A 24,863-nucleotide genomic window follows, 5' to 3' on the forward strand; every position below is an offset into this window, starting at 1 on the left:
CGCGCTCGAGTTCGAGGACATCACCCTCACCTACGCCGAATTCGACGCCCGCGCCGAGGCACTGGCCCGGCACCTGGTGCGATGCGGCGTCGGCCCGGAGACCCTGGTCGGCCTGGCGGCGCGGCGATCGATCGAACTGATGGTCGGCATGTACGCCATCCACAAGGCGGGTGGCGGTTACGTGCCGATCGACCCCGAGCACCCGGCCGAGCGGATCGCCTACGTGCTCGACACCGCTGCCCCGGTGCTGGTGCTCACCACCACCGCCGACGAACCCGCCGGACTGGGCGATGCGCGGGTGCTGCGCATCGACGAGTTCGAGGCGGCCCCACCCGCGGCCGAGCCCGAGCTCGCGCCGTTGCCCGGCCCGCACCCCGACACCGTCGCCTACGTCATCTTCACCTCCGGGTCCACCGGACGGCCCAAGGGCGTGGCGGTCTCGCACCGCTCGGTGATGGCGAACCTGCGCTGGCGCCAGCGACTGCACCCGATGCGGCCCGACGACGTGGTGATCCAGAAGACCCCGTTCACCTTCGACGTGTCGGTGTGGGAGTTCTTCTGGCCGCTCCAGGTCGGTGCCCGGCTGGCCATCGCGCGTCCCGACGGCCACCGCGATCCCGCCTACCTGGTGCGCTTCCTGGCCGAACGAGGCGTCACCATCGCGCATTTCGTGCCCTCCATGCTGGCGATGTTCGTCGCCGAACTGGCGAGCAGCGGCGTCACGCTCGACGCGCTGCGCATGGTCGTCGCCTCCGGTGAGGCGCTGCCCGCGGCCACGGCGGCCGCTCTGCGCGACGTCAGCGGCGCGACGCTGCAGAACACCTACGGCCCCACCGAGGCCACCGTCGACGTGACCGCGCACGAGGTCACCGCCGCCGACACCGTCACGGTGCCGATCGGCACCGTCGCCGACGACAACGAACTGCTGGTCCTGGACGAGAGCCTGCGCCCGGTGCCCACCGGCGTGGTGGGCGAGCTGTACCTGGCGGGCGTGCAACTCGCCCGCGGGTACGTCGCGCGGCCCGGCCTGACCGCGGAACGGTTCGTGGCCAACCCGCACGGCGCGCCGGGGGAGCGCATGTACCGCACCGGCGACCTGGTGCGCTGGGGCGGGGGCGCCGACGGCGGACCGCTGGAACTGGAGTACCTGGGCCGCATCGACTTCCAGGTCAAGCTGCGCGGGCTGCGCATCGAACTCGGCGAGGTGGAGGCGGCGCTGCTGCGCTCGCAGCAGGTCGCCCAGGCCGCGGTGGTCGTGCGGCAGCACGCGGGCGGCGATCACCTCGTCGGTTATGTGGTGCCCGCGGGCGGCCCCGTCGATCCCGCCGCGGTGCTCGCGGTGGCACGCGAGCACCTGCCCGAGTACATGGTGCCCGCACTGGTGCAGGTGCTCGACGAGCTGCCGGTGAACGCCAACGGCAAGCTCGATCGCGCCGCGCTGCCCGAGCCCGACTTCGGCGCGGCCGCAGGGGAATACCGGGAACCGGTGACGGCGGCCGAACGCGCGGTCGCGGCGGTGTTCGCCGAACTGCTCGGGGTGGACCGGGTCGGCGCCGACGACAACTTCTTCGCCCTCGGCGGCAACTCCCTGCTGGCCACCCGCGCCATCGCCCGGGTGGCGGCCGCTCTCGGCGTCACCATCGACGTGCGCGACTTCTTCGACCGTCCGACGGTCGCGGCCCTGGCCGCCTTGTCGGGCACCGCCGAGGCGCGCCCGCCGCTCACCGCGCAGGCGCGCCCGGAGCACATTCCGCTCTCGCCGGCCCAGCGGCGCATGTGGTTCCTCAACCGGCTCGGCACCGACTCCGGCCGCGACCCGGCCGCGGGCGCGGTGGACAACATCCCCGTCGCGCTGCGCCTGCGCGGCCCGCTCGACGCGGCCGCGCTCGCCGCGGCCATGTCGGACCTGGTGGCCAGGCACGAGATCCTGCGCACCGTCTACCCGCAGACCGAGACCGGCCCGGTGCAGGTGATCCGCCCCGTGCACCCGGTGCCCGCGTTGGTGCCCGGTGCCGTCGCCGAGTCCGAACTCGTCGAAACCGTGCAGGCCATCGCCATCCAGGGATTCGATGTGGCCGAGGAGATCCCGATGCGGGTCCGGCTGCTGCGCTGCGGACCCGAGGACCACACGCTGGTGTTCGTCGTCCATCACATCGCCGCCGACGGCGTCTCGATGGGTGTGCTGGTGCGCGACCTGGTCACCGCCTACGCCGCCCGGCGCGACGGGCACGCACCGGACTGGGCGCCGTTGCCGGTGCAGTACGCCGACTACGCGCTGTGGCAGCAGCGCGTGCTCGGCGATGCGCAGGACCCGGAGTCCGCGCTGGCCCGCCAACTGGACTTCTGGCGCGCCGAACTCGTCGAGCTGCCCGCCCAGTTGGATCTGCCCACCGACCGGCCCCGGCCCGCGGTGTCCACCTACCGGGGTGCCTCGCACGCCTTCGCCCTCGACGCGGGCCTGCGGGCCGACATCGACCGGGTCGCGGCGCGCTACGGCGCGACGCCGTTCATGGTGGTGCACGCCGCGCTGGCGGCGCTGCTGGCGCGGCTGTCCGGCACCGCCGACATCGCCGTGGGCACGCCGGTGGCCGGGCGGGGCGAGGCGCTGCTCGACGACGTGGTTGGCATGTTCGTCAACACCCTGGTGCTGCGCACCGAGGTGCGCCCGGCCGCCACCTTCGCCGAGCTGGTCGCGCACGCCCGCGACCGGGACCTGCGCGCCTTCGCCCACCGTGACATCCCCTTCGAACAACTCGTGGAGGCCCTCAACCCGGCCCGCTCCCGGGGCAGGCATCCGCTGTTCCAGGTGGCGTTGTTCATGCAGAACATCGGCCCGGTCGCGCTCGCGCTGCCGGGCCTGCGCGTCGAACAACTCGACTTCGATCCCGGCTTCGCCAAATTCGACCTGCAACTGACCCTGTCCGAGCCGTTGGACGACGCGGGCGGCTACCGCGCCGAATTCACCTACGCCTCCGACCTGTTCGACGCGGCGACGGTGGCCGAGTTCGCCGCCAAGTTCGACCGGCTGTTGCGCGCGGCACTCGCCGACCCCGAACGCGTGCTCGGCGACATCGACGTGCTCGACGCGGGTGAACGCGACTACGTGGTGGACAGCTGGAACGCCAGCGGTCACAAGGTGGCCGAACGATTCCTGCACGACGGCTTCGACATCCAGGTCCGCCGCACCCCCGACGTGATCGCGGTGCGCGCCGACGACGGCGAAACCCTCACCTACGCCGAACTGTCCGCGCGCGCCAACCGGCTGGCGCGGCTGCTCATCGCGGCCGGTGTCGGCCCCGAATCGCTGGTGGTGCTGGCCATGCCGCGCGGCGTCGAGCTGGTGGTGGCGATGTACGCGGTGCTGCGCGCTGGCGGTGCGTACGTGCCGGTGGATCCGGCGCATCCGGCCGAGCGGGTGGGACATATCCTCGCCACGGCCGCGCCGCGGGTCGTGCTGACCACCGCGGCGGCCGGTGTCGCCCCGGCCGCGCTGCCCGCCGGCGTGCCGGTGCACCGGGTCGACGAACTCGACCTGTCCGGGTACGCGCCGACCCGGATCGCCGACCACGAACGCGCCCCGCTGCACCGGGACAACCCCGCCTACGTGATCTTCACCTCCGGCTCCACCGGCAAGCCCAAGGGCGTGTCGGTGAGCCACCGGGCCATCGTCAACCAGCTGGCCTGGATGCACGCCGAGTACCGCGTGCGGCCCGGCGATGTATATCTGCAGAAGACCGCCGCCACCTTCGACGTCTCGCTGTGGGGCTACTTCCTGCCGCTGCGCGCGGGCGCCACCCTGCGGCTGGCCGCGCCCGACGGACACCGCGATCCGCGCTACCTGGCCGAGACGATCGCCGCCGACCAGGTCACGCTCACCGACTTCGTGCCCTCGATGCTCGCGGTGTTCGCCGCGCACGCCCGGCGCGGTGAGCTCGACTCGCTGCGTGAGGTCTTCGTCATCGGCGAGGCGCTGCCGCCGGAGACGGTGGCCGCCTTCCACGCCGTCTGCGATGCCGGGCTGCACAACCTGTACGGCCCGACCGAGGCCGCGGTCTCCATCACCTACCGGGAGGTCACCGCGGCCGACGGCCCGCTGGTGCCCATCGGGGAACCGGAGTGGAACTCGCAGGTCTATGTGCTGGACGCGCGACTGCATCCGGCGCCGATCGGTGTACCCGGTGAGCTGTACCTGGCCGGCGATCAGCTCGCCCGCGGCTACCACGGCCGCGTCGACCTCACCGCCGACCGGTTCGTCGCCAACCCGTTCGGCCGCGGCGGCGAACGCATGTACCGCACCGGCGATCTGGTGCGGTGGAGCCCGGACGGCGAGCTGATCTACCTGGGGCGCGTCGATTTCCAGGTGAAGTTCCGCGGTCAGCGCATCGAGCTCGCCGAGATCGAGACCGCGCTGCTGGCCGAACCGGAGGTGGGGCAGGCCGCGGCGGCGCTGTGGTCGCGCGAGCAGGGGTCCGGCGAGCCGGGCGAGCACCTGGTCGGCTACGTGGTCGCCGCACCCGGCGCGGAGGTGGACACCGACCGGCTGCGCGCCGCGCTGACCCGCCGCCTGCCCGCCTACATGGTGCCGACCGCCCTGGTGGAGCTGGCCGAGTTCCCGCTCAACACCAGCGGGAAGCTGGATCGGCGGGCGCTGCCCGCACCGGTGTTGCGCGCGGGCGTCTTCCGCGCTCCCGTCGATCGGGTGCAGCGGCTGGTGGCCGAGGTGTTCGCCGAGGTGCTCGGCGCCGAGCGCGCCGGACTCGACGACGACTTCTTCGCCCTCGGCGGCAGTTCGCTCGACGCCACCCAGGTGACGGCGCGGGTGGGGACGGCACTGGACGCCCGGGTGCCGGTGCGGACCCTGTTCGAGGCGCCGACGGTGGCGGCCTTCGCCGACGCGATCCGCCCGCTCGCCGGGACGGCGGCCGACCGGCCCGTACTGGCCCGCCGCGCCCGGCCGGACCGGATCCCGTTGTCCCCGGCCCAGCAGCGGCTGTGGTTCCTCAACCGGGTGGAGACCCAGGACGGCGCCGACAGCGTCTACAACCTGCCGGTGGTGCTGCGGCTCACCGGTGAGCTCGACATCCCCGCGCTCGAACACGCGGTGGGCGACGTGCTCGGCAGGCACGAGAGCCTGCGCACCGTCTTCCCGCAGGACGAGCGCGGCCCCTGTCAGGCGGTGCTGCCCGCCGCCGAGGTCGGACCCGCGCTGGACCTGATCCCGGTGACCCCGGACGAGCTCGACGATGCCGTCGCGTCGCTGGTGCGCGCCGGCTTCGACGTCACCACCGAACTGCCCGCCCGGATCGCCCTGCTCGGCATCGAACGCGAAAATCCCACGGAGCACGCGGAATACGTGCTGGTGTTCGTGGTGCACCACATCGCCGCCGACGCCCTGTCGGCGGCCCCGCTGGTCGCCGACCTGATGCGCGCCTACCGGGCCAGGCACGCCGGTGCCGCCCCGGACTGGGCGGAACTGCCGGTGCAGTACGCCGATTACAGCCTGTGGCAGCACGAACTGCTCGGTTCCCCCGACCGCCCCGGCGACCTCGCCGCCGACCAGCTCGACTTCTGGCGCGCCACCCTCGACGGCGCGCCCGCGCAGCTGCCGCTGCCCACCGACCGCCCCCGCCCCGCGCACCCGACCCTGCGCGGCGCCGCCGTCGACCTCGCCCTCGATGCCGCGGCCACCGAGGGACTGCGCGCACTGGCCGCCCGCAGTGGCGCCACCCTGTTCATGGTGGTGCACGCCGCCTTCGCCGCCACCCTGGCCCGGCTGTCCGGCACCGACGACATCGTGGTCGGCACCCCGGTCGGCGGCCGGGGCGATCGCGCCCTCGACGCGCTGGTCGGCATGTTCGTCAACACGCTGGTGCTGCGCACGCCCATCCGGCTCGACGCCACGCTCGCCGAGGTGGTCGCGCAGGTGCGCGAGGTCGACCTGGCCGCCTTCGCCCACCCCGAACTGCCTTTCGAACAGCTCGTCGACGCCCTGGTGACCGACCGCTCGGGCGGTGCGCACCCGCTGTTCCAGGTGATGCTGAGCTTCGGCGCGGCCGACCAGCCCACCGCGGAGTTCGCACTGCCCGGTGTGCGGGTCGAGACACTGCCGGTGCCCGACGACGGCGCCAAGTTCGATCTGCACCTGGTGCTCACCGAGCAGCCCGGCGGCGGCCTGTCCGGCAGCCTGCGCTACGCCACCGACCTGTTCGACCCCGCCACCGCCGCCGCGCTCGCCGCCCGGTTCACCCGCGTGCTCGGCGCCGCGGCCACCGCACCCGACACCGCCGTCGGCGCGGTCGAGCTGCTCGACGCCGAGGAACGGGCCCTGGTCCTGCACCGCTGGAACGACACCGCGCACGCCCTGGCCCAGGACGGCACCCTCGCCGACCTGTTCGCCCGCCAGGCGGCCCGCACCCCGGACCGGCCCGCTCTCACCGCCGACGGCGTGACGCTCACCTACGCCGAGTTCGCGGCCCGGGTGAACCGGCTCGCCCGCTGGCTCATCGGCCAGGGCGTCGGCCCGGACGCCCTGGTGGCACTGGGCATGCGCCGGTCGATCGACCTGGTGGTCGGCATGTATGCGGTCACCGTGGCCGGCGGCGGCTACCTGCCGCTGGACCCCGACCACCCGGCCGAGCGGACCCGCCACATCCTCGACACCGCCATCCCGGTCGCCGTGCTCACCGCGGGTACCGACCTGGATCTGCCGGTCGCGCAGATCCGCATCGACCGGCTGGACCTGGAGCGCTACCCCACCACCCCGGTCCGCGACGCCGAGCGCCGCGCACCGCTGCGGGCCGCGCACACCGCCTACGTCCTGTTCACCTCCGGCTCCACCGGGCGACCCAAGGGCGTGGCCGTCGCGCACGCCGCCGTCGTCAACCGGCTGCGCTGGATGCAGGAGGCCTACATCGCGTTGCGGCCCGACGACGTGCTGTTGCAGAAGACCCCGGTGACCTTCGACGTCTCGGTGCCGGAGTTCTTCTGGCCGCTCCAGGTCGGCGCCCGCCTGGTGCTGGCCACCCCGGACGGCCACCGAGATCCGCGCTACCTGGCCGAGGTGATCCGCGCCGAGGGCGTCACCGTCGCGCATTTCGTGCCGTCGATGCTCGCGGTGTTCCTGGCCGAGGCGGCATCGGGCGACACCCGGCTGCGGCACCTGCTGTGCTCGGGCGAAGCGCTGCCCGCCGCCACCGCGCAGCGGGCCCGCGAACTCACCGGCGCCCGCGTGCACAACCTGTACGGTCCCACCGAAGCCGCCGTCGAGGTGACCTGCCACGAGGTCACCGACGCCGACACCGACACCGTGCCGATGGGCAGGCCGGTGTGGAACACCCGGGTCTACGTGCTCGACGCCCGCCTGCGGCCGGTGCCCGTCGGGGTGCCCGGCGAGCTGTACCTGGCCGGGGCGCAGCTGGCGCGCGGCTACCTCGGCCGCGCCGACCTCACCGGAGACCGGTTCGTGGCCGACCCGTTCGGCGAGCCGGGCGATCGCATGTACCGCACCGGCGACCTGGTGCGCTGGAACCGCGACGGGGAACTGGAATACCTGGGCCGCACCGACTTCCAGGTGAAGCTGCGCGGCCTGCGCATCGAACTCGGCGAGATCGAGACCGCCCTGCTTGCGGTGCCCGGCGTCGAGCAGGCCGCGGTGCTGGTGCGCGACGATCACGGCACCGGCCCGCGATTGGTGGCCTATGTGGTGGGCGCCGAACCGGTCCCGGCCGAGGGGCTGCGCGCGGAACTGGCCCGGCGCCTGCCCGGGTACATGGTGCCCGGTGTCTACGTCGCGCTGGATGCCTTGCCGCTCAACGCCTCCGGCAAACTGGACCGCGCCGCCCTGCCCGCCCCCGCACCCGTCGCCACGGATTTCCGCCCGCCCACCGGAGCCGCCGAAACCCTCGTCGCCCGGATCTTCGCCGACCTGCTCGGCCACCCCGCGGTCGGCGCGGGCGACGATTTCTTCGCCCTCGGCGGCAACTCGCTGATCGCCACCCAGCTCGCGGCCCGCCTCACCGCCGCCCGCGGTGTGCCGGTGCCGGTGCGCGCGGTGTTCGACGCCCCCACCGTCGCCGAACTCGCCCGCGTCGTCGGTGCACCGGCGGAATCCGCCGCGCCCGACCTGCCGCCGCTGACCGGCGGCGCGCGGCTGGACCCGGTCCCGCTGTCCATCGCCCAGCAGCGCATGTGGTTCCTCAACCGGTTCGACAACCGTGGCGGCGGCTACCAGATCCCGTTCGCGCTGCGCCTGTCCGGTGCGCTGAACGTGCCCGCGCTGGATGCCGCCATCGCCGACGTGATCGCCCGCCACGAGACGCTGCGCACCCTCTACCCCGAACAGGACGGCGCGGCCCACCAGGTTGTGTTGCCCGCGGGCACCCGCCTGGTCGACCTGGTCGCCCGGCCCGTGCGCGCCGCGGAACTGCCCGAACTCGTCGCCGCCGCCGCGAGCACGCCCTTCGACGTCACCGCCGAGGTGCCGGTGCGGGTGAAGCTGCTCGAGGTGCGCGACGCGCCCGGTCCCGAACACGTGCTGCTGTTCGTCGTGCACCACATCGCCGCCGACGGCTGGTCCTTCGCCCCGCTGACCCGCGACCTGGCCGCCGCCTACGTGGCGCGCTGCGCGGGCGTCGCCCCCGCCTGGGCGCCGCTGCCGGTGCAGTACGCCGACTACGCCTGCTGGCAGCGTCGCGCCCTCGGCGCCCCCGACGAGCCCGGCTCGGTGCTCGCCGGCCAGCTGCGGTACTGGACCGAGCAGCTGGCCGGACTGCCGGACGTGCTCACCCTGCCCGTCGACCGGCCGCGCCCCGCGGTCGCCACCGGCCGGGGCGGCGCGGTCACCGGGCACCTCGACGCCGCCCTGCACCGCGGCATCGTGGAACTCGCCGCCGCGCACCGGGCGACACCTTTCATGGTGCTGCACGCCGCCCTGGCCGCGTTGCTGAGCAGGCTCGCCGTCACCGACGACGTGGTGCTCGGCGCCCCGGTGGCCGGGCGCGGCGACGCCGCGCTCGACGAGCTGGTCGGCATGTTCGTCAACACTCTCGTGCTGCGCACCCGGGTCCGCCCCGACGCCCCGCTCGCCGAGCTGATCGACACCGTGCGCGACACCGACCTGGCCGCCTTCGACCACGCCCTCGTCCCCTTCGAACAGCTCGTCGACGCGCTCAATCCGGTGCGCTCGCAAGCGCATTCGCCGCTGTACCAGGTGGCGTTGACGCTACAGAACCAGGCCGCGCCGCAGGTGCGGCTGCACCGCCTCGAGATCACCGCACTCGAGGTCGGCCCGGCGCCCATCCAGGTGGATCTGGACTGGACGCTCACCGACCGCTACGACGCCGAGGGCGCACCGGCCGGCATCGACGTGTACCTGCACTACGCGCTCGACCTGTTCGACGAGCCGACCGTGACCGGTTTCCTGGCCGGTTTCGAACGCGTGCTGCGGGCGATGGTGCGCGACGCCAGGACCGTCGTCGGCGATGTCGAACTGATGTCGGTGGCCGAACGCGGCATGCTGCTGGCCGACCGCAACGCCACCGCACACCGGCTGCCCGCCGAAACCCTCGACGACCTGCTCACCACCCGGGTGGCCGCCGATCCACACGGTCACGCGGTCACCGTCGGCGCCGACACCCGCACCTACACCGAACTCGCCGAGCGGGTGAACCGGTTGGCGCATTACCTCATCGGCGCGGGAGTGGGGCCCGAGCGCGTCGTCGGCCTGGTCGCGCACCGGGGCCTGGACATGCTGGTCGCGATGTACGCGATCGTGCGCGCGGGCGGCGCCTACCTGCCGCTGGACCCCGCGCACCCGGCCGACCGACTGGCCCACATCGTCGAATCCGCGCAGCCGGCCCTGGTGCTCGTACCGGCGGGCGCGGACCTGCCACCGCTCGGGGTCCCCGTCCTGCGGATGGCCGACCTCGACCTCGCCGACGCACCGGCCCGGCCGGTCACCGACGCCGACCGCACCGCCGCCCTGCGCCCGGACAACACCGCCTACGTGCTGTTCACCTCCGGCTCCACCGGGCGGCCCAAGGGCGTGGCGGTGACCCACCGCGCCATCATGAACCAGCTGCGCTGGCTGGAGCACCGCTACCAGGTGACCGGCGCGGACCGCATCCTGCAGCGCGCGCCGCTGACCTTCGACGTCTCGGTCTGGGAGTGCTTCCTGCCGGTCGCCGTCGGCGCGCCGCTGGTGATCGCCGCGCCCGGCGCGCACCTGGACCTGGCCGCCTTCGCCGACCTGCTGCGCGAGCACCGCATCACCATCGCCGAATACGTGCCGTCGGTGCTGGCCGCGCTGATCGCCGAGGGCATGGGCGACGCGCTCGCGTCGTTCCGGCACCTGCACTGCGGCGGCGAGGCGCTGACCCCCGACCTGCTCACCGCCCTGCGCGCAGTGTTCGACGGCGCGGTACACAACGCCTACGGCCCCACCGAGGCCGCGATCTCGGCGGTCTACCACGAGTTCACCGACGCCGACGTGGCGCAGGGCCGCGACGTGGCGATCGGGCGGCCGTGCTGGAACACCAGGGTCTACGTGCTCGACACGCGGTTGCGGCCGGTGCCGATCGGGGTGCCGGGCGAGCTGTACCTGGCCGGTGACCAGCTCGCCCGCGGCTACCACCGCCGGCCGGGACCGACCGCCGAACGGTTCGTCGCCGACCCGTTCGGCGTGCCGGGCAGCCTGATGTACCGCACCGGCGACCTGGTGCGCTGGAACCGCGACGGAGATCTGATCTACCTGGGCCGCAACGACTTCCAGGTGAAGCTGCGCGGCCAGCGGATCGAGCTCGGCGAGATCGAGGCGGCGCTGGCCGCGGTGCCCGGCGTCGCGAACGCCGCGGTGCGGGTGGTCGCCGACTCGGCCGGGCGCGACGCGCTGGTCGGGTACGTCAGCGGTGACGATCTGTCGGCGGCGGCGGTGTTGGACGTCCTGCGTGACCGGCTGCCCGGGTACATGGTGCCCGCGCACCTGGTCGTGCTGGCGGAGATGCCGCTGACCACGGTGGGCAAACTGGACCGCGCGGCGCTGCCGCGGCCGGAGTTCACCGCCGCCACGACCGCGTATCGGGCGCCCCGCGAGGGCGCCGAGACGGTGCTGGCCACCCTGATCGCCGATCTGCTCGGCGGCGGTGTGCGGGTCGGCGCCGACGACGACTTCTTCGCCCTGGGCGGCAACTCGCTGCTGGCCATGCGCCTGGTCGCCCGCGCGGGCAGCGCGCTCGGCGTGGACCTGACGGTGCGGGAGGTCTTCGAAGCGCCCACGGTGGCGCAGCTGGCCGAGCGGGTGCGCGCGGCGGCGGGCGCGCCGTCGCGGCCCCCGCTGGCCGCCCGGCCGCGTCCGCAGCGGATCCCGTTGTCGGCGGCGCAGACCCGTATCTGGCTGCTGAACCGGCTCGACCCCGAGTCGCCGGTGTACAACATCCCGCTCACCATCCGGCTCACCGGCGCGCTCGACGTGCCCGCGCTGGGCACGGCCCTCGCCGACGTGACGGCGCGCCACGAATCCCTGCGCACCGTGTTCCCGGCCGATGCCGAGGGCCCGCACCAGGTCGTGCGGGCACCGGGCCCGGCGCCGGACCTCGATCCGGTCCGCGTCGAGGGCGATCCGGCCACCGCCGTACTCGGCTTCCTGGCCGACGGGTTCGACCTGCGCACCGAACTCCCAGTGCGCGCCAGGCTGTTCCGGCTCGCCGCGGACGAGCACGTGCTCGCCGTCGTGGTCCATCACATCGCCGCCGACGGCGTCTCGACCGCGCCGCTGGCCCGCGACCTGATGACCGCCTACGCCGCCCGCGCGGCCGGCGCCGCGCCGGGCTGGGCACCGCTGCCGGTGCAGTACGCCGACTTCGCGCTCTGGCAGCGCGAAACACTCGGTGACCCCGACGATCCCGCCTCGGTGCTGGCCCGCCAATCCGCGCACTGGCGCGCCGAACTCGCCGGACTCGCCCCGGTGCTCGAGCTTCCCGCCGACCGCCCGCGGCCCCCGGTGGCCTCCGGCCGCGGCGCGACCGTCGAGTTCGCGCTCTCCACCGAGCTCACCGCCGCGATCGCCGACACCGCCCGCCGCCACGGCGTCTCGCCGTTCATGGTGGTGCACGCTGCCTACGCGGTCCTGCTGGCCCGGCTGGCGGGCACCGCGGACGTGGCGATCGGCACCCCGGTCGCCGGCCGGGCCGAGGCGGCACTCGACGACCTGGTCGGCATGTTCGTCAACACGGTCGTGCTGCGCACACCGGTACCCGCGGGGCAGAGCTTCGCCGAACTGCTGCACCGGGTGCGCGAGATCGACGTGCGCGCCTTCGCCAATGCCGACCTGCCGTTCGAGCGGCTCGTCGAGGACCTGAACCCGGTGCGCTCGCAGGCGCACGCCCCGATCGTGCAGGCGCTGCTCACCTACGAGCACCGCGACGACACCGTGCTGCGGCTGCCCGGTCTCGAGGTGGCGCCGTACCCGCTCGACAGCGGCATCGCCCAGTTCGATCTCGCCCTGGAACTGGCCGAACTCGGCACCGAGGCGGGCACCGCCGTGCGCGCGGTGCTGCGGTACGCCACCGACCTGTTCGACGAGGCGACCGTCGCGTCCTTCGCCGAGCGCCTGATCCGGCTGCTGTCGGCGGCGGTGGCCGACCCGGCCCGCCCGGTCGGCGACCTCGACCTCCTCGCCACCGGCGAACGCGCACTGGTGCTGCGGCACTGGAACGACACCGCCCACCCGGTCGCCGCCCCCGACGACACCCTGGCCTCGCTGTTCGAGCGGCAGGTGCGCCGCACCCCCGACGCGATCGCGCTGACCTTCGAGGGGACGAGTCTGTCCTACGCCGAGTTCGCCGCCCGCGCGCGGCGATTGGCGCGGTGGCTGGTCACCCAGGGTGTCGCGCCGGGCAGCGCGGTGGCGCTGGGCATGCGGCGCTCGGTGGACCTGGTGGTCGGCATGTACGCGGTCACCCTGGCCGGTGGCGCCTACGTGCCGATCGATCCGGAGCATCCGGCCGAGCGCGTCGCGTACGTGCTGCGCACGGCCCGCCCGGTCTGCGTGCTCACCGCGGGTGCGGACCTGCCCGTCGGCACCGCGCCGCAGGTGCGTGTCGACCGGCTGGAGCTGAGCCGGTTCGCCGACGGCCCGATCCGGGACGCCGAACGCCGCGCCCCGCTGCGGCCCGGCCACCCGGCCTACGTCCTGTTCACCTCCGGCTCCACCGGCCGCCCGAAGGGTGTGGCGGTCGCGCACGCCGCCATCGTCAACCGGTTGGTGTGGATGCAGGACCGCTACGGCCTGCGTCCCGACGACGTCGTGCTGCAGAAGACCCCCGCCACCTTCGACGTGTCGGTGTGGGAGTTCTTCTGGCCCTTGCAGGTCGGCGCGCGCCTGGTGGTCGCCAGGCCCGACGGCCACCGCGACCCGGCCTACCTGGCGCGGCTGATCGTCGACGAGCGCGTCACCACCGTGCATTTCGTGCCCTCGATGCTGGCGGTGTTCCTCGCCGAGCCCGCCGCCGACCGCACGGGCCTGCGGCGGGTGTTCGCCTCCGGCGAGGCGCTGCCCGCCCCGATCGCCCAGCGCGCCCGCCGCGTCCTCGGCGCCCGGGTGCACAACCTGTACGGGCCGACCGAAGCCGCCGTCGACGTCACCTTCCACGAGGTCACCGACGCCGACACCGGTGCTGTGCCTATCGGTAGGCCGGTGTTCAACACCCGCCTGCTGGTGCTGGACGCCCGGCTGCGCCCGGTACCGGTGGGCGTGCCCGGCGAGCTCTACCTCGCCGGGGCCCAACTGGCGCTCGGCTACGTCGCCCGGCCCGACCTGACCGCCGAACGTTTCGTGGCCGACCCGTTCGGCGAGCCGGGCGATCGCATGTACCGCACCGGCGACCTGGTGCGCTGGAACCGCGACGGGGAACTGGAATACCTGGGCCGCACCGACTTCCAGGTGAAGCTGCGCGGCCTGCGCATCGAACTCGGCGAGATCGAGACCGCGCTCACCGCACTGCCCGGCATCGAGCAGGCAGCGGTCCTGGTCCGCGGTACCGCGGGCGGCGAAGACACCCTCGTCGGCTACCTCGTCGCCACGGACCCCGACCTCGACGCGGTCCGCGCGGCGCTGGCGGCCCGGCTGCCCGCCTACATGGTGCCCGCCGCGTTCGTCGTGCTCGACGAGCTGCCGGTCAACTCCTCCGGCAAACTCGACCGGGCCGCACTGCCCGACCCGGTGTTCGAGTCCGCCCGCTACCGCGCCCCCGAGACCGAGACCGAACGCCTGGTGGCGGCCGTCTTCGCCGACGTGCTCGGCCGCGCGGACATCGGCGCGGACGACGACTTCTTCGCGTCGGGCGGCAACTCGCTCAGCGCCACCCGCGCCGTCGCCCGCCTCGGCGCCGATTTGGCCGCCGACCTTCCGGTGCGCCTGCTCTTCGACGCGCCCACGGTCGCCGGATTCGCCGCGCGCGCCGCCGCATTCGCCGCGACACCGCGCAAACCCGCCCTGGCGCCGCGCCCCCGTCCCGAGCATGTGCCGCTCTCGCCCGCCCAGCAGCGGATGTGGTTCCTCAACCGGTTCGATCCCACCGAGACCGTCCACAACATCCCGGTGGCCATCCGCTTCACCGGCGAGCTGGACCGCGCGGCCCTCACCGCGGCCGTCGCGGCGGTCGTCGACCGGCACGAGACGCTGCGCACCCGCTATCCGGACCGCGACGGTATCGGCCACCAGCAGATCCTCCCGCCCGGCCGGGTGCCCGAGATCATCGACCTCGACGGCGCCGACCCGGCCGCCGCGCTCACCGAGTTCGTCGCGACACCGTTCGACGTCACCGCCGAGGTGCCGCTGCGCATCGGCCTGGCCCGGCTCGGCGCGCGCGAGCACCTGCTGGCACTGGTGGTCCACCACATCGCCGCCGACGGCTTCTCGATGGGTCCGCTGGCCCGCGACCTGGCCGCCGCCTACACCGCGCAGCTGACCGGAACCGGCCCGGACTGGCCGGAACTGCGCGTGCACTACGCCGATTACGCGCTGTGGCAGCGGGAACTGCTCGGCGCCGAGGACGACCCGGACTCGCCGGCCGCCGTCCAGCTCGGCTACTGGCAGGAGACGCTGCGCGGCCTGCCCGCCCAGCTCGACCTGCCCGCCGACCGGCCGCGCCCGGCCGTCGCCTCGCACCGGGCGGCGAGCGTGTGCGTGCCGCTGCCCGACGAGCTGCGCGCGGGGGTCGACGCCGTCGCCGCCCGCTACGAGGCCACCCCGTTCATGGTGGTGCACGCCGCGCTGGCGGTGCTGCTCGCCCGGCTCTCCGGCACCGCCGACATCGCCGTCGGCGCCCCCATCGCCGGACGCGGTGCTCGCGGCCTCGACGACCTGGTCGGCATGTTCGTCAACACCCTGGTCCTGCGCACCGCCGTGCCCGGCGCCGACACCTTCGACGCCGTGTTGCGCCGGGTCCGCGAGCGCGACCTGGACGCCTTCGCCCACGCCGATGTGCCGTTCGAGCGGCTGGTCGAGGTGCTCGACCCGCCGCGCTCGGAGTCCAGGCACCCGCTGTTCCAGGTGGCGCTGTTCTTCCAGAACCTCGCTCCCGTCCAGCTCGAGCTGCCCGGCGTCGTCGTCACCGAACATCCGGTGGAGCACGAGGTCTCGCGTTTCGACCTGCAAGTGACCGTCGCCGGGGAGACGCTGCGGTTCACCTACGCCACCGACCTGTTCGACGAATCCACCGTGCGCGGTGTCGCCGACCGGTTCCTGCGCCTGCTCGGCGCGGTGGTGGCCGACCAGCACGTCCCGGTCGGTGACATCGACCTGTTCGGCCCCGGCGAGCTGCACCGGGTGGTCACCGAATGGAACGATTCCGCCCACACCACGCCGCTGGCCGAACTGCTGCTCGACGAGTTCGAGCTCCAGGCCGCCGCCACCCCCGACGACCCGGCCGTGATCCACGTCCCCGACGACGGCTCCGCCGCCGCCGTGCTCAGCTACGGCGAACTCGACCGGCGCGGCAACCAGCTGGCCCGCCACCTCATCGGCCTCGGCGTCGGACCGGAATCGCTGGTGGCACTGGCCATCCGGCGCTCCACCGACCTGGTGGTCGCGATGTACGCGGTACTCAAGGCCGGTGGCGCCTACGTCCCGATCGATCCGGACCATCCACCGCTGCGCATCGCGCACGTCCTGGACACCGCCGCACCCGCCGCGCTGCTGGTCACCGCCGATGTGACGCTCGACTACGACGGCCCGGTGGTGGCGGTGGACACCGTCGCGCTCGACGGCTACGCCGACGACCCCGTCGCCGCCGAGGAACGCCGCGGCCCACTGCACCCGGACAACCCGGCCTATGTGCTGTTCACCTCCGGGTCCACCGGAAAACCCAAGGGCGTGAGCGTGTCCCACGCCGCCATCGTCAACCAGATCACCTGGATGCAGTCGCGCTACCGGCTCGACTCCGGCGATGTGTATCTGCAGAAGACGGCCACCACCTTCGACGTCTCGCTGTGGGGCTACTTCCTGCCGCTGCGGGTGGGCGCGACGGTCGTGCTCGCCTCCCCCGACGGGCACCGCGACCCCGGCTATCTCGCCGAGGTGATGGGCGCCTACGGCGTGACCGTCACCGACTTCGTGCCGACCATGCTCGCCGTGTTCGCCGGGCACGTGGCCGAGTCGGGGCGGGCGGCCGCGCTGGCGGCGCTGCGGATGGTGTTCGTCATCGGCGAGGCGCTGCCGGGGGAGACCGTGCGCGCGTTCACCGCGATCAGTTCCGCCGCCGTGCACAATCTGTACGGTCCGACCGAGGCCGCGGTCAGCATCACCCACCGCGAGGTCACCGGCGAGACCGGCCGCGCCGTCGCGCCGATCGGCAACCCGGAGTGGAACAGCCGGGTCTACGTGCTGGATTCGCGGCTGCGGCCGACCCTGCCCGGCGTGGCGGGGGAGCTGTACCTGGCGGGCGTGCAGCTGGCCCGTGGCTATCACGGCAGGCCCGCGCTCACCGCCGACCGGTTCGTGGCCAACCCGTTCGGCACGGCCGGGGAGCGCATGTACCGCACCGGTGACCTGGTGCGCTGGGAAACCCGCGGCGACACCGCCGAACTGGTCTACCTGGGCCGCACCGACTTCCAGGTGAAGTTCCGCGGCCAGCGCATCGAGCTCGGGGAGATCGAGGCCGTGCTGGCGGCCGTGCCCGGGGTGGCGGGGGCCGCCGCGCGGGTGCTCGGCGAGCACCTGGTCGGCTACCTGCTCGTCGCGCCGGAGGCCGCCGACGACCACGACGCGGTGCTGGCGCGGGCCCGCGCGGCCGCGCACGAGGCACTGCCCGCCTACATGGTGCCCGGCGCGCTGCTGGCCCTCGACGAGTTCCCGCTCAACGTCTCCGGCAAGCTCGACCGGGCCGCGCTGCCGGAACCGGTGTTCGACGGCGCCGCCTACCGCGCCCCCGTGACCCCGGCCGAACGGCTGGTCGCCGCGGCCTTCGCGAGCGTGCTCGGCGTCGACCGGCCCGGCGTCGACGACAGCTTCTTCGACCTCGGCGGCAACTCCCTCAGCGCCACCCGCGTGCTCGCCCGGCTGGGGGAGCGGCTGGGCAGGCGCATCCCGGTACGGCTGCTGTTCGAGGAGCCGACCGTGCGCGGCCTCGCCGCGGCGCTCACCGCCGGCGCGGACGCCGAGGCGGTCGTGCCGCTGGTCGCCGGCCCCCGGCCGCCGGTGCTGCCACTGGCGCCGGTGCAGCGCGGCATGTGGTTCCTCAACCGCCTCGATCCGGAGTCGCCCGCGCACAACATCCCCGTCGCCCTGCGGATCACCGGCGAACTCGACGAGAACTGGCTCACCGCCGCCTTCGCCGACGTGGTCGCCCGGCACGAGGCGCTGCGCACGGTCTACCCGGCCGACGCCGACGGTGTCGGACACCAGGTGGTGCTCCCCGCCGAGGACGCCCCTGTCCGGCTGGCGATCGAAGCCGTCGACCCCGCACAGGTGGACGCGCGGATCGCCGAAATCCTCGCCGGCGGCTTCGACGTCACCGCCGAGGTACCGGTGCGCGCCGTACTGTTGCGGGAGAGCGCGACCAGCCGCGTCCTGGTGGCGGTGCTGCATCACCTCGCCGCGGACGGGTTCTCGATGCGCCCGCTGCTGCGCGATCTGCTGGTCGCCTACATGTCGCGGGCGCTGCGCACCGAACCCGCCTGGCCGCCACTGCACGCCCAGTACGCCGACTACGCACTGTGGCAGTCGGCGGCGGCCGACGCGGCCGCCGACCGCGAACTCGCCTACTGGCGCGAGCAGTTGCGCGGGCTGCCCGACGACCTGGCGCTGCCCACCGATCGCCCCCGCCCCGCGGTGGCCTCCAAGCGCGGCGCGACGGTACGGGCCCGGCTCGGGGCACCGGTCGCCGCCCGCATCCGCGCCCTGGCGCAGCGGCACGAGGCGACCCCGTTCATGGTGGTGCACGCCGCCTTGGCGGTGCTGCTGGCCCGGTTGTCCGGCGCGACCGACGTCGCGGTGGGCACCCCGGTCGCCGGGCGCGGCGCCGCCGCGCTGGACGACCTGGTCGGCATGTTCGTCAACACCCTGACACTGCGCAGCCGACCCGAACCCGGCCGCAGCTTCGACGCGTTGATCGAGGAGTCGAAAACCACCGCTCTGCAGGCGTTCTCGCACGCCACCGTGCCGTTCGAGCGCGTCGTCGACGACCTCGGCGTGCCCGCCGACCCGGCCAGGCACCCGCTGTTCACGGTCGTGCTCAACTACCAGAACCTCGGCACCGACACCGTCGCCGTGCCCGGCCTGGAACTCGCGCCGGTGGAGTTCACCGAAACCGTCGCGCGGTTCGATCTACAGTTCGGCGTGGCCGACACCCCGGACGCCGACGGGCACCTGGCTCTCGAACTCGAATACGCCACCGACCTGTTCGACGCCGCCACCGCCGCCGCGCTGCTGCGCCGCTTCGGCAGACTGCTCGGCGCCCTCACCGCCGCGCCCGACCGGCCGATCGGCGATGCCGAACTGCTCGCCCCCGGCGAGCGCGCGGCCCTGCTCGGCCGCTCCGGGCCGCCGGTGCGGCCGGACACGCTCGCGGCGATGCTGGTCACCGCCGCGGCGGCGAATCCCGACGGCATCGCCGTCGTCTGCGGCGACCGTCAGCTCACCTACCGCGCGCTGGACGAGCAGTCCTCGCGGCTGGCGCGCATGCTGATCGGGCAGGGCATCGGCGCGGAGGACATCGTCGCCCTCGCCATCCCCCGCTCGGCGGAGTACCAGCTCGCGCTGTGGGCGGTCGCCAAGACCGGCGCCGCCTTCGTCCCGGTCGACCCCACCTACCCGGCCGAGCGCATCGCCCACATGCTCACCGATTCCGGCGCCGCGCTCGGGCTCACGGTCGAACGCGCCCGCGCCGGACTGCCCGGCGACACCGAATGGCTGGTGCTCGATGCCGCCACCACCGCGGCGCGGCTGCGGCACACCAGCGCCGCGCCGGTGTCACCCGGCGAACTGGTGCGCCCGGTGCGCACCGACGACGCCGCGTGGATGATCTACACCTCCGGCTCCACCGGCCTGCCCAAGGGCGCGCTGGTCACCCACAACGGCATCGCCGGGGTCGCCTACACCCAGCGCGACCGCTACGACGTCACCGCGCGCACCCGCGTGCTCGGCGTCGCCTCACCGAGTTTCGACGCGTCGATGCTGGAGCTGCTGCTGGCCGTGGTGGCGGCGGGCACCCTCGTGATCGCGCCGCCGGAGGTCTTCGCCGGTGCCGAACTGACCGAGCTGATGGCGCGGGAGCGGGTCAGCCACGCGTTCATCACGCCCTCGGTGCTGCGCACCCTCGACCCGGCCCGGCTACCGGACTTCACCCATCTGATCATCGGTGGCGAGGCGTTCGGTACCGAGACCGTGGCCGCCTGGGCGCGTGATGGGCGTGCGGTGTTCAACGGCTACGGGCCCACCGAGACCACCATCGTCGCCACGGTCTCCCCGCCGCTGCGGCCGGACCGGCCCGTCGAACTCGGTGTGCCGCTGGCCGGCATGTCCGCGGTGGTGCTGGACGCCCGGTTGCGGCCGGTGCCCGCCGGGGTGCCGGGGGAGCTGTACCTGCGCGGGCACGGCCTGGCCCGCGGCTACCACGCCCGTCCCGGGCTGACCGCCGGGCGTTTCGTCGCCGACCCGCACGGTCCCGCCGCCGGCAGGCTCTACCGCACCGGTGACCTGGCGTGCTGGACCGCCGACGGTGCGCTGCGGTACCTGGGCCGCGGCGACCATCAGGTGAAGGTGCGCGGCCTGCGCATCGAACTCGGCGAGATCGATACGGTGCTGGCCGCCCATCCGAGCGTGCGCGCCGCCGTCACCGTCGGACACGCCGTGGCCGAGGAGGACGTCGCGCTGGTGTCGTATGTCGTTGCGGCGCAGGGCGAAATCGTGGACACCGCGGCTCTGCTCGCGCACGCCGCCCGCGCGCTGCCGCCCTACATGGTGCCCGCCGCGGTGACGGTGCTCGACCACCTGCCGCTCACCCCGGTGGGCAAGCTCGACCGGGCGGCTCTGCCCGCGCCGCACTTCCGTGCCGCGACCTTCCGCGCGCCCGAGACGTCGGCGCAGCGAGCGGTGGCCGCGGTGTTCGCCGAGGTGCTGGGCTTGCCCGCCGACCGGGTCGGCCTCGACGACGACTTCTTCGCCCGCGGCGGCAACTCGCTGACCGCGACACAGCTCGCCGCCCGCCTGGGTGCGGCGCTGTCGGTCACCGTCGGCGTGCGGACCGTGTTCGAACACGCCACCGTCGCGGCCCTGGCGGACGCGCTGGCCGGCGCGGGGTCGGCACACGGCCCGCGCCTGGTCGCGCGCGAGCACGACGGCCCGGTGCCGCTGTCGCTCGCGCAGCAGCGCATGTGGTTCCTCAACCGCTTCGACCACCAGTCCACCGCGTACAACATCCCGCTGGCGGTGCGGTTGACCGGTGAGCTGGACGTGGCCGCGCTCGGCGCCGCGGTGGCCGACGTGGTGGCCAGGCACGAGGTGCTGCGCACCGTCTACCCCGAGCAGGACGGCGTTCCGGTGCAGGTGGTGCTGCCGGTGCGGCGCGCGGACGCGCCCTCGCTCACCGCGATTCCGGTCGCCCTCGACGACCTGCGCACGGCCGTCGTGGATTTCGTGAGCGCGGGTTTCGACGTGACGGCAGCGCCGCCGGTGCGGGCCACGCTGTTCCGGCCGGTCGCCGACGCCGACCCGGACGCGGGCGCGGTTCCCGCGCGCGAGCACGTGCTCGTCGTCGTGATGCACCACATCGCCGCCGACGGGTCCTCGCTGGTGCCACTGGCCCGCGACGTGATGGTCGCCTACGCCGCGCGCAAGCGCGGCCTGGCACCGGACTGGGCGCCGCTGCCGGTGCAGTACGCCGACTACGCGATCTGGCAGCGCGACGTCCTCGGCGCGGAGGACGATCCGGATTCGCTGATCGCCCGGCAGCTGCGGTTCTGGCTCGACACCCTGGCCGGGCTGCCCGCCGAACTGCCGCTGCCCACCGACCGGCCGCGTCCCGCGGTGGCCTCCACCCGGGGCAGGCACGTCGACTTCACCGTGGACGCCGCCACCCACACCCGCCTGGTCGAGCTGGCCCGCGCGCACGGCGCGACCCCGTTCATGGTGGTGCACGCGGCGTTCGCGGTGCTGCTGGCCCGGTTGTCGGGCACCACCGACATCGCGGTGGGCACCCCGGTCGCCGGGCGCGGCGCCGCCGAACTGGACGACGTGGTCGGCATGTTCGTCAACACGCTGGTGCTGCGCACCGAGGTCGAGCCGGGCGCGTCGTTCACCGCGCTGCTCGACCGGGTGCGGGCCGCCGACCTGGCCGCCTTCGCGCACGCCGACGTGCCGTTCGAGCGGTTGGTCGAGGTGGTCAACCCGGAGCGGTCCACCGCGCGGCATCCGCTGTTCCAGGTGGGCTTCTCCTTCCACAACCAGGCCGACGCCGACCTGGAACTGGACGGGATCACCGCGAGCCCGGTCGAGGTCGACACCGAGGTGTCGCAATTCGACCTGCACCTGGTGGTGAACGACCGCTCCGACACCGACGGCACGCCGCGCGGGCTGGCGGCCGCGCTGACCTACGCGACGGCCCTGTTCGACGAGGCCACCGTCGCCGGATTCGCCGGACGGTTGCAACGCCTGCTGGCCGCGGTCTGCGCCGCGCCGGATCTCCCGGTGGGTGACCTGCCGTTGCTCGACGCCGCCGAGACCGAGCGGGTGCTGCGCACCTGGAACCAGCCGGACCGCACCTGTGCCACGGGCGCCCTGGCCGCCGGATTCCATGCCCAGGCCGCGCGCACGCCGCAGCACATCGCCGTGGTCGAGGGCGACCGCAGCCTCACCTACGGCGAGTTCGCGGCGGCCGTCAACCGGCTGGCCCGGGTGCTGATCGGTCGCGGTGTCGGGCCGGAATCCCTCGTGGCACTGGCGATTCCGCGCAGCACCGAGCTGCTGGTCGCCATGTACGCGGTGCTCACCGCGGGGGCCGGGTACGTGCCGCTGGACCCCGCTCATCCGCTCGAACGCACCACCGCCGTGCTGGCGGCCGCCGACCCGGAGCTGGTGCTGGTGTCCACGCGCGCGCCGATGCTGCCCGAGCGGGTGTCCGGGCTCGAGATCGTGCTCGACATCGCCGCAATCGGCACCGACGTGCCCGCGCACCCGGTGCGCCCCTACGAACTGGTGCGCCCGGTGCACCCGGCGGACACCGCCTACGTCATCTTCACCTCCGGTTCCACCGGTGCGCCCAAGGGCGTGGTGGTGCCGCAGGCGGCGGTGACCCATCAGCTGGAGTGGATGCAGTCCGAGTACGGGCTCGGCGCCGACGACGCCGTGCTGCTGCACACTTCGGCCGCCTTCGACCTGTCGGTGTGGGAGTTCTGGTGGGCGCCGCGCACCGGAGCGCGACTGGTGCTCGCCCCCGAAGGTGCGCACCGTGACCCGCAGGGCCTGCTCGACCTGCTCACCTACGCCGCCGTCACCACCGTGACACTGGTGCCCGCCCAGTTGGCGATGCTCACCGAGGTGGCCGGGGAGCGCGGTCTGCCCGCGGCGCTGCGCAGGCTGCTGGTGATCGGCGAGGCGCTGCCCACCGACACCGTCCGGCGCACCGGCGAATCGACCCAGGCGAGGCTGGACAACCTGTACGGCCCGACCGAGGCGACCGTCTCGGTGACCCGCTACCGCACCGGCGCCGACGAGCACGGGGCGATCGCTCCCATCGGCGCCCCCGAGGCGGGTACCCGGGTCTACGTCCTCGACGACCGGCTGCACCCGGTGCCCACCGGCGTGGTCGGCGAGCTGTATCTGGGTGGTGCGCAGCTGGCCCGCGGCTACCATCGCAGGCCCGACCTCACCGCCGAACGGTTCGTCGCCGACCCGTTCGGTGCGCCGGGGGAGCGGCTCTACCGCACCGGCGACCTGGTGCGCTGGACCGTTGAGGGCCAGCTGGTCTTCGTGCAGCGCCGCGACTTCCAGGTCAAGGTGCGCGGGTATCGCATCGAACTCGCCGAGATCGAGCACGCGCTGCGCGCCCATCCGGCCGTGGCCGAGGCCGTCGTCCTCGCGCACGGCGCAGGCGGTGCGCACGGCGCGGGCGGTGCCGAGGCGATGCTGGTCGGCTACGTCACCACCCGCACGCCGGTCGACACCGAGGACCTGCGTGCCGCGCTGGCCGGGACGTTGCCCGGCTACATGGTGCCCGCGGCGCTGGTGCGGCTCGACGCGCTGCCGCTGACCGCCAACGGCAAACTCGACCGCGCCGCCCTGCCGCGGCCGGACCTGCGCGCACGCGAGTATCGCGCGCCGGAGACCGAGCTGGAGACCGCGGTGTGCGCCGCCTTCGCCGAGGCGCTCGGCGTGGAACGGGTCGGCCTGGACGACAACTTCTTCGAACGCGGCGGCAATTCGCTGCTGGCGACCCGGCTCGCCACCCGGTTGGCCGCACGGCTGGCCGAACCCGTGCCGGTGATCTGGCTGTTCGCCGCACCCACCCCCGCCGGAATCGTCGATCAGCTCGACCGGGCGCGTGCCGGCCGGGGCCGGGTCGAGGCCGACGCCGCCTTCGACGTGCTGCTGCCGCTGCGCCGTGGCGGCAGCAGGCCACCGCTGTTCTGTGTGCATCCCGCCGGTGGTGTGGCATGGTCGTTCGCCGGGCTGGCCGCGCACCTCGAGCCCGACCGCGATCTCTACGGCCTGCAGTCTCCGGTGCTGAATTCGGCGGCGCCGCTGCCGGATTCGATCGAGGAGTGGGCGCGCCGCTACGTTCGCGAGATCCGCGCGGTGCAGCCGGAGGGCCCGCATCACCTGCTGGGCTGGTCGCTCGGCGGCGTGCTCGCGCACGCCGTCGCGGTGCAGCTGCAGGACGAGGGACAGCGGGTCGCCACGCTGGCGATGATGGACAGCCCGCGCCTGGTCGAACCCGTCGCGGTCTCGACCGTGCCGGTGGCCGACCTGCTCGGCGGGTTGCTCGGCGACCACGCGGCCGTCCTGGACGCCGAATTCGATCCGGCGCAACTGGATTCGGCTCGGCTCGCCGAGCTGATCGCCGACCTGCCCGAGCCGTTCGCCTCCTTCGGCGCCGAGCGGCTGAGCCGGCTGCTGGCCGAGGGTGCGCGCTCGCTCGACCTCATCGCCCGCTACCGGCCGCGCCGCTACAAGGGCACGCTGCTGTATTTCACCGCCGCCCACGACGACCCCACCGGTGCGGGCGGCGCGGCGGGCTGGGCCGAGGCCGTCGACGGCACCGTGCACAACCACGCCGTCGCCGCCACGCACTGGCGGATGACCTCCGACACCGCCCTCGCCCGCATCGGCCACGTGTTGACCACGGTCTGGGCCGACTCCGACCGCGCATGAT

General features: G+C 74.1%; 1 protein-coding gene (only partly in view). It reads left to right on the plus strand.

Features of this window, described 5'->3' with window-relative positions; all coding sequences use genetic code 11:
- Nucleotides 1-24,862, plus strand: partial view of a non-ribosomal peptide synthetase gene (locus tag AMO33_RS23465; protein WP_060594308.1) — the 3' portion only. 437 nt of this gene lie to the left of the window's left edge; only the last 24,862 of its 25,299 coding nucleotides appear in the window; its start codon lies off the left edge, out of view; it ends in the stop codon at nt 24,860-24,862.
- The last annotated feature ends 1 nt before the right edge of the window (nt 24,863 follow it).

Source organism: Nocardia farcinica (genome assembly GCF_001182745.1).
Taxonomy (GTDB): Bacteria; Actinomycetota; Actinomycetes; order Mycobacteriales; family Mycobacteriaceae; genus Nocardia; species Nocardia farcinica.